General features: G+C 66.3%; 13 protein-coding genes. 6 read left to right on the forward strand and 7 right to left on the reverse strand.

Annotated elements, in window-relative coordinates; genetic code table 11:
• Positions 1-198: 198 nt before the first annotated feature.
• The 7 genes from coaD to NLI89_RS18395 form a co-directional block, all read right to left on the reverse strand.
• Entirely contained in the window at positions 199-705 is a 507-nt protein-coding gene (gene coaD, locus NLI89_RS18365; RefSeq protein WP_254688300.1) for a pantetheine-phosphate adenylyltransferase, read from the reverse strand.
• 22 nt (positions 706-727) lie between these two features.
• Complete coding sequence (locus NLI89_RS18370; RefSeq protein WP_254688313.1) at positions 728-1,618, reverse strand: polyprenyl synthetase family protein; 891 nt, start codon at positions 1,616-1,618, stop codon at positions 728-730.
• A gap of 13 nt (positions 1,619-1,631) precedes the next feature.
• Positions 1,632-1,871 carry an exodeoxyribonuclease VII small subunit gene (locus NLI89_RS18375; RefSeq protein WP_056060585.1) on the reverse strand — a complete coding sequence of 80 codons (240 nt, stop codon included), beginning with the start codon at positions 1,869-1,871 and terminating at the stop codon, positions 1,632-1,634.
• A gap of 69 nt (positions 1,872-1,940) precedes the next feature.
• Positions 1,941-2,138, reverse strand: coding sequence for a hypothetical protein (locus NLI89_RS18380; RefSeq protein WP_254688301.1), 198 nt, complete (start codon positions 2,136-2,138; stop codon positions 1,941-1,943).
• 75 nt (positions 2,139-2,213) lie between these two features.
• On the reverse strand, positions 2,214-3,899 hold the full coding sequence (locus NLI89_RS18385; protein WP_254688302.1) for a sensor domain-containing diguanylate cyclase: 1,686 nt from the start codon (positions 3,897-3,899) through the stop codon (positions 2,214-2,216).
• Between the two features lie 604 nt (positions 3,900-4,503).
• Positions 4,504-6,819 carry an ATP-dependent Clp protease ATP-binding subunit ClpA gene (gene clpA, locus NLI89_RS18390; protein ID WP_254688303.1) on the reverse strand — a complete coding sequence of 772 codons (2,316 nt, stop codon included), beginning with the start codon at positions 6,817-6,819 and terminating at the stop codon, positions 4,504-4,506.
• Positions 6,820-6,962: 143 nt separating this feature from the next.
• Complete coding sequence (locus NLI89_RS18395; RefSeq protein ID WP_176501302.1) at positions 6,963-7,157, reverse strand: DUF1192 domain-containing protein; 195 nt, start codon at positions 7,155-7,157, stop codon at positions 6,963-6,965.
• Between the two features lie 124 nt (positions 7,158-7,281).
• Here NLI89_RS18395 and NLI89_RS18400 point away from each other — a divergent pair, with 124 nt between their 5' ends.
• From NLI89_RS18400 to NLI89_RS18425, 6 genes are all read left to right on the forward strand, one after another.
• The gene (locus NLI89_RS18400; RefSeq protein ID WP_254688304.1) at positions 7,282-8,262 is read left to right on the forward strand and encodes an NAD(P)H-quinone oxidoreductase; all 981 of its coding nucleotides are present in this window, start codon (positions 7,282-7,284) and stop codon (positions 8,260-8,262) included.
• 373 nt (positions 8,263-8,635) lie between these two features.
• A complete protein-coding gene (locus NLI89_RS18405) occupies positions 8,636-9,520 on the forward strand; it encodes a UDP-2,3-diacylglucosamine diphosphatase (RefSeq protein ID WP_254688305.1) in 885 nt (294 codons plus the stop codon).
• 158 nt (positions 9,521-9,678) lie between these two features.
• A complete protein-coding gene (locus NLI89_RS18410) occupies positions 9,679-10,701 on the forward strand; it encodes a glycosyltransferase family 4 protein (protein WP_254688306.1) in 1,023 nt (340 codons plus the stop codon).
• 99 nt (positions 10,702-10,800) lie between these two features.
• Positions 10,801-11,478: a DUF1013 domain-containing protein gene (locus tag NLI89_RS18415; RefSeq protein ID WP_254688307.1), complete on the forward strand. Its 678-nt coding sequence runs from the start codon at positions 10,801-10,803 to the stop codon at positions 11,476-11,478.
• A 566-nt stretch (positions 11,479-12,044) separates the two neighbouring features.
• Positions 12,045-13,106: an MBL fold metallo-hydrolase gene (locus NLI89_RS18420; protein WP_254688308.1), complete on the forward strand. Its 1,062-nt coding sequence runs from the start codon at positions 12,045-12,047 to the stop codon at positions 13,104-13,106.
• Between the two features lie 34 nt (positions 13,107-13,140).
• A complete protein-coding gene (locus tag NLI89_RS18425; protein ID WP_254688309.1) occupies positions 13,141-14,010 on the forward strand; it encodes a dienelactone hydrolase family protein in 870 nt (289 codons plus the stop codon).
• The last annotated feature ends 23 nt before the right edge of the window (positions 14,011-14,033 follow it).

Genomic DNA, 14,033 nt, shown 5'->3' on the forward strand with positions numbered 1-14,033 from the left:
GGCGCAACCAGGCTGCCGCCACTTAGAGCAAATCCCCGCTTGCGCCAATCTGAACGTGCAGCGCTGCTGGCGCCGAACTGCTCCCCTCCCTGGAAGGGAGGGGCCGGGGGTGGGTAGGCCGGCTTCGGCCAGAACCGTTCGACCAAGCGGAACCCAACCCACCCCCAACCCCTCCCTTCCAGGGAGGGGCGAAGGAAGTCAGCTCCCCTTGCGGCCGATCTTCTCGACCCGCGCAACCACCTCTTCGCGCACCGATTCCGGCACGAACTTGGCGATATTCCCGCCGTACAGCGCGATCTCCTTCACCAGCCGGCTCGCAATAGGCTGCAATGCAACGTCGGCCATCAGGAACACCGTCTCGACGCGCGGATTGATCTGCTGGTTCATCCCCGCCATCTGGTACTCGTATTCGAAGTCAGCGACCGCGCGCAGTCCGCGAACGATCACCTTCGCGCCCTGCCGCTCGGCGAAATCCATCAGCAGCGAATCGAACGCGACGACCTCGATGTCGCCGCCGATCCAGGCGACCTCGCGCCGCACCGTCGCCATGCGCTCCTCGATCGTGAACATCGGCGACTTCGAAGGGTTGGTCGTCACGCCGATCACCAACCGGTCGACCAGCTTCGCGCCGCGCCGGATGATGTCCATATGGCCCAACGTGACCGGATCGAACGTGCCGGGATAGACACCAATGCGTGCGGTCATGTCGGACTCTCCGGTTGTCGGTTCAGCGGTCGCGTTCGAGCACGTAGCGCGCGATATCCCGCAGCAGATCGGCTTCCTTGCCATAGCTGTGGAGGTGCGCGATCGCCTGATCGACCAGCATCCGCGCCTGTTCGCGCGCGCGCTCGGGGCCCAGCAGCGACAGGAACGTCTCCTTGCCGGCGCCTTCGTCCTTGCGCAGTTTCTTGCCCGCGACCGCCTCGTCACCCTCGGCATCGAGCAGGTCGTCCGCGATCTGGAACGCGAGCCCCAGATCATGCGCATAGCCGCGCAGCCCGACGCGCCCCTCAGGCGGCAACCGCCCGAGGATCGCGCCTGCTTCGACCGACGCGGAGATCAGCGCGCCCGTCTTCATCTGCTGCAGCCGCGTGACGGTGTTGAGGTCGAAGCGCGCGCTTTCCGCCTCGATATCCATCTTCTGCCCGCCCGCCATGCCGTTCGGTCCGGCGGCGCGCGCGAGGTCGAGGACGAGTTCGATCCGCACGAACGGATCGGGGTGCGTCGCCGGATCGGCGAGGATCTCGAACGCCAGTGCGTGCAGGCAGTCGCCCGCCAGGATCGCGGTCGCCTCGTCGAAGACCTTGTGCACGGTCGGCTTGCCGCGGCGCATGTCGTCATTGTCCATCGACGGCAGGTCGTCGTGGATCAGCGAATAGACGTGGATCGCCTCCAGCGCCGTCGCCGCCCGTGCCGAGCATTCGCGCGCGACGTCGAACAGGTTGGCGGTCGCGAACACCAGCAGCGGGCGCAGTCGCTTGCCCCCGCCGATCGCCGCATGCCGCATCGCCCGGTACAGGTCGCCGCGCGGGTCGTCGGGGATCGTCAGCAGCTGGTCGAACTGCCGGTCGATCTCGGCGGAGACCTCGGCGAGTGCCGCATCCAGCGTGACGGGCATCTGGCTCACCGCCTCAGCCCGCCGCGAACGGGCGGACGCCGGCGGGCTTGCCGTCGCCGTCGAGCCGGATCGCCTCGATCCGTGCCTGCGCCGCATCGAGCCGGTCGGCGCAGCGCTGGCGCAGCTTGTTGCCGCGCTCGTACAGCTCTATCGCCTGCTGCAGCGGCGTATCGCCACTTTCCAGCTTCCCGACGATGAGTTCGAGTTCCTTCAGTGCATCCTCGAACGCGAGGTCTTCGATCGGCGTGTCCATGTCGGTCGCTATGGCGCAGGCACGCGATGGGGGTCAAGGATGCACGAGGACCGTTGCTTGGCACGGCCATCAGCGCAGGCGGTTGACGGTCCAGGTGTACAGTACGGAAACCCCGATCAGCCCGAAATCGACCGCAGCCCGCATCCGGTGCGGCGACGGGTCGCTGCTCTCGTGCGTGAGGATTCGGATTTCCGCGGTCGGATGCCGCGCGGCGAGCGTCACCAGCGCGACGGCGACTACCGCAAGCACCATTTTCCGGTCGCGCATCGTCAATCTCCCCCGACGTCGTTTTGCACCCTGTAGGTTCGTTTCACAAGCGCCCCGTCACGCGGCGATCGGCAGTCACGCGGCGATCGGCAGCAGACCGCCGTTCCGTGATCGATTGCGTCCCGCACCCTTGGCCGCGAACAGGGCATGGTCGGCACCGCGGTACAGCGCCTTCCAGTCCGCCTCGCGCAGCAGCGGCCCGGTGCAGCAGCCGATGCTCGCGGTGACGGCGATGTCGAACGGCATCCGCTGGCTGCGCAGTTGCTCGAGTATCGTGTCGGGCGGGATCGGCGTTGCGGCATCGACCAGGATCGCGAATTCCTCGCCGCCGATCCGGGCGACCAGCCCACCGGGCGGCACCACGGTCCGCAGCACGCGGGCGATCACGCGCAGGACCTCGTCGCCGCCGTCATGGCCGAGCAAGTCGTTCACACGCTTGAAATGGTCGACATCCGCGATCAGCAGCAACTGGTCGCCCTCCCGCCCGATCGCCCGGTCGAGGAACGCGCGCCGGTTGAGCAGCCCGGTCAGCGGTTCGGTATCCGCCAGCAATTGCGCCGCCAACTCCTGCACGCGTGCCTCGTCGCGTTCCATGCTGAGCAGGCGGATCCGGTACGCGATGGCCAGGCTGGACAGCAGCGCCTCGAGCATCATCGACACCATCGTCGAATTGTCGATCCAGAAGCTCCACGGCATCAGCCCCAGCGCGTTCACCACCCTCAGGCTCGCAAATACGATCGGCACGCCCCAGGCGATCGCGAACATCCACAGGTAACTGCTCCGCACCCCCCAGGCGCGATACAGGATCGCGGGAACCAGCGCGATCAGCGGCAGGTAGCTCAGCGACAGCAACCGATCGAGCCAGTAGATCTGCCACGGCGCGAGGACGACGAAGCCGATGCTGGTCGTGACCAGGATCGCCACGGTCGCAGTGGTGGCCGGTCGCAGCCAGCCGTCGAACACCGCCCGCTCGAAGAACGCGCGCGCGAAGATCACCGCCATGCTGGCAGAGACGGCCAGCAGGAGCACGTTGATCCGAAGCCGGACGTTGTTGTCGAGTCCCGGCACGAGCTGCCCGAGTGCCGCCGACGACGAGAAGGCATAACCGAGCAGGCACAGCACGAGCAGGCAATAAACCGGCTGGAACGCCTGTCGCAGCGCACCCCACAAGGCCAGATTATAGACGATCAGCGCGATCGCCATCCCGCCAAAGCTGGCATACAGCGCGGCCAGCAGGACTTCGCTTTCCGCCGTCTGCTCCTCGGTGGCGAGCGTTGGGCCAAGCACGACGCCACGGAGATTGGCCGCACCCTCGACATGCCAGAGCAGGCGGACGGGCGGGGCATCGTGCGGCGGCAGCGTCAGCGAGAGGGTCGCGCCGATCTTCAGATGGTGGCCCGACGTGCGGCTGGTGAAACCGGTTTGCCGGATCGCCCCGTCGGCATACCGAACGTACAACGTCACCCGATTCTGCCACACGCTGCCGGCACGCGCGCTCAATTTCGGTATCTGACTGATATCGCGCGGCAAAAACTGCGACAGAACCCAGAAATCACCTGCGCCATAGCGCGACTGCGGGGTCGTGCAGTCGAACTTCGACGGGGTCCGGAACAGGGCGGTCGCGGTCTGCCCCGGTACGGCGGGCAGGATGCAGACCGACAAGGCCCGGCCCGCCAACGCTTCGGCCGGTATCGCAGCCAGCATCGCCCATGCCGTCATGACGATGCCGATCAGCCATCGATAGCGAACCCCGAACTTCATGCACAACAGTTAGCGCGCGTTCGAAAACTAAAGGTAAAGAATATGATCGCAACGGTGTCTAATTACCGTCAATATCGCTTATACTAGGTTAGACTAGTGCGCCGACGCCCCGACTTTGTGCGCGGTGGACGGAACACAGCGCCGGGTGTGACCATCGTTCTACGGCGGTTCGACATTCAGTTTGAAACCGCCAAATCAGCTGTGCTCCCGTCATGGCGTCCTCCCGTCATGTTCCCATCCGAACGCATGCCCCCGGCGAAGGCAGCGGCCCAGCTGGAGAGGTCGCAGTAACTGCGCGCAGCCGTCGTCGGCACAGACTCCACCTGAACCCCGGCCTCCGTCGGGGAGGGGCTTCTCTCCAAGTGATATCGACGCATTAAGGCCCAGCCCGCGCCTCCTTGTTCTCCCGCGAAGGCGGGAGCCCAGTCTGGGCCCCCGCCTTCGCGGGGGAACACGCTCCCTTGCGGCAAGCGGTTCCGAACCGAGCCCCGATTGTCGCCACGTACCGCAACCGTCGCCCAGCCCAAGACGACCGTGCCCCAAAAAAAAGCCTGCCGCCGGATCCCTCCGACGGCAGGCCCTTCACCTCAAACCGTAACCGCGATTACTTCGCGTCGACGGTCTCCACCTTGCCCTTCTTCTTCGGCTTCTTCGGTGCCGCCGGCTCGATCGCGAACGACAGCGCACCGTCCTTCATCTTCACCGTCACCTCGCCGCCATGGACCAGCTTGCCGAACAACAATTCCTCGGCCAGCGGCTGCTTGATCTTCTCCTGGATCAGGCGACCCATCGGCCGTGCGCCGTACAGCTTGTCATAGCCCTTGGTCGTCAACCACGCCTTAGACTCGTCGTCGAGGACGATGTGCACGCCGCGGTCCGCCAGCTGCAGTTCGAGCTGGAGGATGAACTTGTCCACCACCCGCGCCACGACCTCGGTCGGGAGGTACCCGAACGGCACCACCGCATCGAGACGGTTGCGGAATTCCGGCGTGAACATCTTCTGCACCGCCTGCTCGTCCTCGCCCTCACGCGTGAGGTTGCCGAAGCCGACCGTCTCGCGCGCCATGTCGCTGGCACCCGCATTGGTCGTCATAATCAGGATCACGTTGCGGAAATCGACCGACTTGCCGTGCTGGTCGGTCAGCCGTCCGTTATCCATCACCTGCAACAGGATGTTGAACAGGTCCGGATGCGCCTTCTCGATCTCGTCGAGCAGCAACACGCAATGCGGGTTCTGATCGACCGCATCGGTCAGCAGACCACCCTGGTCGAACCCGACATAGCCCGGGGGCGCACCGATCAGCCGGCTGACCGAATGCCGCTCCATATATTCCGACATGTCGAACCGCTGGAGCGGAATGCCCAGGATCGTCGACAGCTGCTTGGCGACTTCGGTCTTGCCAACACCCGTAGGCCCAGTGAACAGATAGTTGCCGATCGGCTTCTCCGGCTCGCGCAGACCCGCGCGGGCCAGCTTGATCGCCGACGACAGCTTCTCGATCGCCGCATTCTGCCCGAACACCACGCGCTTCAGATCCGTCTCGAGCGTAGCCAGCGCCAGCTTGTCGTCGGTCGAGACCGACTTCGGCGGGATCCGCGCCATCGTCGCGATGACCTGCTCGATCTCCTTCGGCGTGATCGTCTTCTTGCGCTTGTTCGGCGCCACCAGCATCTGCATCGCGCCGACTTCGTCGATCACGTCGATCGCCTTGTCCGGCAGTTTCCGATCGTTGATGTACCGCGCCGACAGCTCGACCGCCGACTTGATCGCATCGGGCGTGTACTTGACGTTGTGGTGATCCTCGAACGCCGAGCGCAGACCCGCGAGGATCTTGATGGTGTCCTCGATCGTCGGCTCGTTCACGTCGATCTTCTGGAAGCGCCGCAGCAACGCGCGGTCCTTCTCGAAGTGATTGCGGAACTCCTTGTACGTGGTCGAACCGATGCACCGGATCGTGCCGCCGCTAAGCGCCGGCTTGAGCAGGTTCGACGCGTCCATGGCGCCGCCACTGGTCGCGCCAGCACCGATCACGGTATGGATCTCGTCGATGAACAGCACCGCGTCCGGCAGCTTCTCGAGCTCGTTGACGACCGCCTTCAGCCGCTCCTCGAAGTCGCCGCGATACCGCGTGCCCGCCAGCAACGCGCCCATGTCGAGCGAGTAGATGATCGCCGGCAACAGCACGTCGGGCACGTCGCCCTCGACGATCTTGCGCGCGAGCCCTTCTGCGATGGCGGTCTTGCCGACGCCGGGATCGCCGACATAGAGCGGGTTGTTCTTCGACCGCCGGCACAGGATCTGGATCGTGCGATCCACCTCCGGGCCGCGCCCGATCAGCGGATCGACCTTGCCGGCCTTCGCCTTCTCGTTGAGGTCGACGGTGAATTGCTTGAGTGCGCTTTCCGTCTTCTTCTCCTGTCCCTTGGTCGGCTTCTCGTCGTCGGCACCCTTGGGCGTCGAGGCTTCGGTCGCCTGCTGGCCACCCTTGCCGACGCCGTGGCTGATGAAGCTGACCGCATCGAGGCGGCTCATGTCCTGCTGTTGCAGGAAATAGACCGCATAGCTCTCGCGCTCGCTGAACAAGGCGACGAGCACATTGGCGCCCGTGACCTCGTCGCGGCCCGAGGACTGGACGTGGAGGATCGCGCGCTGGACGACGCGCTGGAACCCGCTGGTGGGGGAGGGATCGGTCGCCGCGTCGACCTTCAGCGCATCGAGTTCGCTGTCGAGGTAATGCGAGACGGTGTTCTTCAGTTCGCCGATCTCGACGTTGCACGCGGTCATGACCTTCGACGCATGTTCGTCGTCGATCAGCGCGAGCAGCAGATGCTCCAGCGTCGCATATTCGTGACGCCGGGACGATGCCGCCTCGAGCGCCTTGTGCAGCGTGGTCTCGAGGGCGGGTGCAAATGATGGCATTTACAATACTCCTGTCGGGCCGCGAGACCGCGAGCCCTTTGCCACTATGTCGGAACTGATATCGGTCGCATCAAGCACTTGAACCCGGCCCCGTCCGTTCCTGCGCTGTCCGAAAACACCCAGGTAAGAGGCGGGCGGTGCGATCACCGCCTGAAAAGGTCGTCGGCGATGGCGCGGTGACTGACCGCACGGTCCTTCTTGACCTGGCAGCGCGCGATCTCGCCCTGCAGCACGGTGATGCGTGCATCGAGTTCGGCGACCGACAACGGATCGAGGTCCTGCCGCACCAGTGCGTCAAGCAGATCGTCGGGACGGGAGGGGGCGTCTTCCAAGTCCATCGTGCCTGTAACGTTGACCCGCACCCGAGTGATGTCAATAAGGCCGGCACATCAAAAGGGACGTGACGAGCAGATGACCGCGATACCCGAAAACCAATCCAGTAACTTAGGTGTACCCGACGTCATGAAGGCGATCGATCCGGAACAGCCCGGCGGTCCCGAAGTGCTGGTGCTCGTCGATCGTCCGGTGCCGCAGCCGGGGCCGGGCGAGGTGCTCGTCAAGGTCGCCGCGGCCGGCGTCAATCGTCCCGAGGTGATGCAGCGCCAGGGCAAATATCCGCCCCCGCCGGGTGCACCCTCGATCCTCGGCATGGAAATCTCGGGCACGATCGTAGCGGTCGGCGACGACGTCGGCGACGAACAGATCGGCCAGCCGGTCTGCGCGCTGATTTCCGGCGGTGCCTATGCGGAATATGCCGTCGCACCGTTTGGCCAGTGCCTCCCCGTCCCCGAAGCGCTGACGATGGTCGAGGCGGCGGCAATGCCCGAGACGCTCTTCACCGTCTGGACCAACCTCTTCGAGCGTGCCTATGCGATGGAGGGCGACACCGTCCTCGTCCATGGCGGCACCAGCGGCATCGGCACGATGGCGATCGGGCTGTGCAATGTGTTCGGCATCGACATCATCGTGACCGCCGGCTCGAAGGCGAAATGCGAAGCCGCGCTGAGCCTCGGCGCAACCCACGCGATCGACTACAAGACCGAGGATTTCGTCGAGCGCGTGAAGCAGATCACCGGCGGCAAGGGCGTCGCCGCAGTGCTGGACATGGTCGGCGGCGATTACGTGCCCCGCAACCTGCAATGCCTCGCGGAGGACGGCCGCCACGTGTCGATCGCCGTCCAGGGCGGTATGACAGCCACCGTCCCCCTGTTCGAGATCATGCGCCGCCGCCTGACGCTTACCGGTTCCACGCTGCGCCCGCGCGACACCGCGTTCAAGTCGCTGGTCGCCGACGAACTGGCGCACACGGTCTGGCCGCACGTCGAGGCCGGCAAGCTGAAACCGGTCATCGACCGCACCTTCGCCTTCGCCGATGCCCCGGCTGCACACGCCCGGATGGAAGCCGGCGACCACGTCGGCAAGATCGTCCTGACGATGGAGTGAGGGGAGGGGGCTGGACGTCCGTGCGCATCCGCCCAGCCACCCCAGTCGCCACCCCCCGCCGTCACCCGCCCCCCACCCCGTCACCCCAGCGAAAGCTGTGGTATCCCCGTTTGACCGCCAACACCTGCCCCACAACTCACCACCACCCCGGCCTTCGCCGGGGTGGAAGGGGTAGGAAAGCGCCGACCCAGCCAACCTTGTTCTCCCGCGAAGGCGGGAGCCCAGTCTGGATCCCCGCCTCCGCGGGGAAACAAGCTTATCTTTGCTAAAGCCCCTCCGTCCCTGACTTCTAACAGTCACCGGACTGCGACCACCCTGTAACAATACTCGGCTAATACTCGCGACAAGGGATACCTTGCCGGGGGACGAGCTCATGAACGCCGTAACGACGTTTTCGCCATCTAGCATCATGGGCGCCGACATCACCGATATCGCCGACTTCATCCACTCGCGCCCCGCCATTCCGGAGCCGATCGTCGAACGCCGCCAGTACCGCACGATCTGGATCTCCGACGTCCATCTCGGCACGCGCGGCTGCAACGCCGGGATGCTCAACGACTTCCTCGATCACGTCGACAGCGAGACGATGTACCTCGTCGGCGACATGATCGACGGCTGGCGGCTCAAGAAGAAATTCTACTGGCCCGCCGCACACAACGACGTTCTCTGGCGGCTGCTCAAGCGCGCCAAGCGCGGCACCCGCGTCGTCTACATCCCCGGCAATCACGACGAAGTGTTCCGGCAATATTCGGGGCTAGACTTCGGCGGCATCTCGATCCGCCGGAAAGCGATCCACGAGACTGCGGACGGCCGCCGCCTGCTGGTGCTCCACGGCGACGAGTTCGATGCGATCACGCTGGCGCACCGCTGGGTCGCGCATATCGGCGACGCGGCCTACACGATGTTGATGGGCCTCAACCGCTGGGTCAACGGCGCGCGCCGCCGGATGGGCATGCCCTATTGGTCGCTGTCGAAGCACGCCAAGGCCAAGGTGAAAAACGCGGTCGCCTTCATCTCGCACTTCGAAGAGGTCGTCGCGCATGCCGCCGGCGTCCGCGGCGTCGAGGGGGTCGTCTGCGGCCACATCCACACCGCCGAGATGCGCGAGATCGCCGGCATCGCCTATTATAACGACGGCGACTGGGTCGAAGGCTGCACAGCCCTGGTCGAGCATTTCGACGGCCGGATGGAGTTGCTCCACTGGGCCGACGAAATCGCCGCCCGCGAGCGCGACAAAATCGTCACCCTAGCCGCCTGACTTAAAACCCCTCTCCCATCGGGGAGAGGGAAAGACGCGAAGCGGCGAGGGTGAGGGCAAGTCCACCGCATCAACGAAAAAGCGTGCCCTCACCCTCCCACCGCAAGTGCGGCGGGCCCCTCCCTCTCCCCGACGGGAGGGTAAAACGGAGAAGACCGATGCGTATCGCAATCGTCACGGACGCCTGGAGCCCGCAAGTCAACGGCGTCGTCCGCACCCTCCAGTCGGTCCAGCGCGAACTCGAATCGATCGGCCACCAGGTGCTCGTCGTCTCCCCCGAGCGCTTCGCCTCGATGCCATGCCCGACCTATCCCGAGATCCGCCTCGCCTTCGCGCGGTCCGGCGCGGTCGGTCGCATGCTCGCCGCCTTCGGTGCCGATGCGATCCACCTAGCCACCGAAGGGCCGGTCTGCCTCGCCGCCCGCTCGTGGTGTCTCGCCCGCGCGCTCCCGTTCACCAGCGCTTATCACACGCAGTTTCCCGATTACGTCGCCGCCCGCACCGGCGCGAACCCCGACTGGATCTGGCGCTACATCCGCTGGTTCCACCGTCCCGCGCAGTCGATCCTCGTCTCCACGCCGTCTGTCGCGAAGACGCTCGCGGAGCACGGCCTGCACCAGGTCCGCGAATGGGGCAGGGGCGTCGACTTCGCGCAGTTCGGCCTCGATGGCGCCCGCGATCCGGACATGGCGGCGCTCCCCGGCCCGATCCAGCTCTATGTCGGCAGGGTCGCGGTCGAGAAGAACATCGAGGCGTTCCTGTCCTCCGCGCATCCCGGCACCAAGGTCGTGGTCGGCGAAGGCCCCGCCCGCGCCGCGCTCGCCCGCCGGTTCCCGGACGCGGTCTTCCTCGGCCAGCGCTCCGGCCTCGACCTCGCCGCCGCCTATCGCACCGCCGACGTCCTAGTCTTCCCCAGCCGCACCGACACGTTCGGCCTGGTCATGATCGAAGCCCTCGCATGCGGCACGCCGGTCGCGGCCTACCCGGTCACAGGCCCGATCGACGTCCTCGACGACCGCGTCGGCGCCATGCACGACTACCTCGACACCGCGATCGCCACCGCACTGACCCGCGACCGCGTCACCTGCGCCGCCTATGCCGCCCGCTACAGCTGGCCGGCCAGCGCCCGCCAGTTCCTCCACGCGCTCGTCCCGCTGGAAGGAAAGCTCATGGCCGCCTGAGCTTGCGTGCTTGCCTGTTGCCCCGGCGCGCACTAAGTCTCCTTCATGTCAGGCCGCTCCGAAAGGGGCGGCCCTTTCTATTTTTACGGAGTTTCCGCCGTGGCCCAGCCGCTCATGCCCCACGCGACCGCCGCCTGGATGGTCGACAATACCGCGCTCAGCTTCGAGCAGATCGCGGACTTCTGCGGTCTGCACATCCTCGAGATCCAGGCGATCGCCGACGACACCACCTCGACCAAATTGACCGGTCGCGATCCCGTCCGCGCACATGAGGTGACGCAGGAAGAGATCGACAAGGGCGCCGCCGATCCCGACTACCAGCTCAAGATGATCAAGGGCCCCGAGCAGGTCCGCCGCACCAAGGGCCCGCGCTACACGCCGGTCTCGAAGCGCCAGGACAAGCCGGACGGCATCGCGTGGATCATCCGCAATCATCCCGAGATCACCGACGGCGCGATCTCGCTGCTGATCGGCACCACGCGCACGACGATCGCCGCGATCCGCGACCGCAGCCACTGGAACATCGCCAACATCACCCCGAAGGATCCCGTGACGCTGGGCCTGACCTCGCAGCGCGAACTCGACGCGGCGGTGGCCAAGGCCGCGAAGGCCGCCGGCATGGAAGCCCCGACCGACACCCGCCTTGAAGGCGACCGCGAGGTCCTGCTCCAGCAACTCCGCGCCGAGCGCACCCAGGCGGCCGCGGACGCGCAGTTCGTGGCAGACGGCGGCGTCCTCCCGGTCAAGCCGCTCTTCGACGACCCCTTCAAGCGCTGACCTTTCTTCCCCTCCCGCAAGCGGGAGGGGGCAGGGGGTGGGCTAGCGCTCTCCTCAAACGATAGGGCTAGTGAGAGTCGCCAGCCCGCCAGGCCGCTCCCGCATTTAGATAATCCCGCGCGTCATTGTTCTCCCGCGAAGGCGGGAGCCCAGTCTGGGTCCCCGCCTTCGCGGGGAAACATGCTTCCGTCGCCTCAAGCGGAGAGATGCCCAACCATTCCGAGATGACGGAGCGCACGCGAAGTGCTGCTCCAGCAGCTCCGCGCCGAGCGCACGCACGCTGCTGCCGACGCGCAGTTCGTGGCGGAGGGCGGCATCCTCCCGGTCAAGTCCCTGTTCGACGACCCCTTCAAGCGCGGACCTGAACTTATCCCCCTCCCGCAAGCGGGAGGGGGCAGGGGGTGGGCACGCGCTCCCCTCAAACGATAAGGCCGGCGAGTACAGATCGCCTAACGAGCGCCGCGCATGACGTCAGCGCGCGCCCACCCCCCGGCCCCCTCCCGCGAGCGGGAAGGGGGAGCAGAAGTCCGCTGGCCTGCACTGCATCCAGTTGCTAACCGCAACCGATGGCAACGCTTCTCGAGACGATCGCGCCGACCAGCCACAAGGGCCTGACCTACCCGTTCGGCGGCGCAGAGCCCGCAACCGGCGGCGTGTTTCAGGTCGCCCCCGGCATAGACTGGGTCCGCCTGAAGATCCCCGGCCCGCTGAAACACGTCAACTGCTGGCTACTCGCCGAAACCGAAGGCGAAGCCCTGATCGACACCGGCATGAACACGTCCGAAGCCCGCGACGCCTGGAAAGCCATCTTCAACGGCCCCAAAGCCAACACCCGCATCACCAAGATGATCGGCACCCACTTCCACCCGGACCATATCGGCCTCGCCGGATGGATGTGCGACCACCATGCCGCCCCCCTGATCATGACCCGCGCCGAATGGCTCACCGCGCGCATGCTCGCCGCGGACGCGCGCGACTCCGTCCCCCCCGAAATGCTCGCCTTCTGGCGCGGTGCAGGCTGGGGCTCAGAACAGATCGACCACGCCACCGCCAAGGGCTGGGCCGGCTTCCGCAAGATCATTACCCCGCTCCCGCTCAGCTACACCCGCATCGAAGACGGCGACACGCTCGCCATCGGCGCGCGCGACTGGCGGATCGTCACCGGCTCCGGCCACTGCCCCGAACACGCGTGCCTGTACGACGAAGCCGGCGGCATCCTCATCGCCGGCGACCAGGTCCTGCCGCGGATCAGCCCCAACGTCTCGCTCGGCGTCACCGAACCGAACGCCGACCCGCTGGGCGAATGGTTCGCGTCGATCGCAAAGCTCAAGACGCTCCCCGCCGACCTGCTCGTCCTCCCCGGCCACGGCGACCCGTTCACCGGCCTCCACACCCGCCTCGACGCGATGGACCGCGAACACCGCGAGCGGCTCGACGAACTCGCCGTCTTTCTTGCCGAACCGCGCCGCGCGGTCGACTGTTTCGGCCGCCTGTTCCGCCGCGCGATCGGGCAGGACGTGCTCGGCATGGCCACCGGCGAGGCACTCGCGCATCTCCGCCGCCTCGAAGTCGAAGGCCGAGCGACCCGCGACACGCAAGATGGCGTATGGTGGTGGCACGCAGCCTGAGTTAGCATGCGGCCAAATTCAAGAGGATAGCCCCATGTGCGACGAGCATACCGCAGACGATAACGAAGCGTATCTGGCCGGCGTCTCGCGCCGCCAGTTCGCCGTGATGACCGGCGCGATGGGCCTGACGATGCTGCTGCCCGCCCCCGCCAACGCCGCCGTCATCAAGGGCCGCGACGTCGCGATCACCACGCCCGACGGCAAGGCCGACGCCTATTTCGTCGCGCCCGCCACCGGCAAGCATCCCGGCGTGCTGATCTGGCCCGACATCATGGGCCTGCGTCCCGCCTTCCGGCAGATGGCCGACCGGCTTGCGCAATCCGGGTACGCGGTGCTCGTCGTCAACCAGTTCTACCGCTCGACCAAGGCGCCGTTCCTCGCTCCCGGCGAATCCTACGACCAGCCCGCCGTCCGCGCCCGCATCGCGCCCTTCCGCGAAGCGCTCACGTCCGAGGGCACGGTCCGCGACGCGAAGGCCTTCACCGCCTTCATCGACGCGCAACCGCAAACTGATCGCAAGCGCGGCATGGCGACTACCGGCTATTGCATGGGCGGCCCGATGGTCATGCGAACCGCCGCAGCCGTCTCGAACCGGATCCACGCCGGCGCGACCTTCCACGGCGGCGGCTTCGTCACCGACAAGCCCGACAGCCCGCATCTTCTGATCCCGCAGATGAAGGGCCGATACCTCATCGCGATCGCCGCCAACGACGACGCCCGCGCGCCCACCGAAAAGGACACGCTCCGCACCGCCTTCGCCGCGGCGAAACTGCCGGCCGAGATCGAGGTGTACGAAGGCACGATGCACGGCTGGTGCCCGCCCGACTCGAAGGTCTACAATCCTGTCCAGGCGGACAAGGCGTGGTCCCGCATGCTCGCGCTGTTCGACAAGGCGCTGGTGTAACAGAGGGCTGAACCTAGCATTCC

The organism is Sphingomonas faeni (genome assembly GCF_024273235.1).
Classification (GTDB): Bacteria; Pseudomonadota; Alphaproteobacteria; order Sphingomonadales; family Sphingomonadaceae; genus Sphingomonas; species Sphingomonas faeni_A.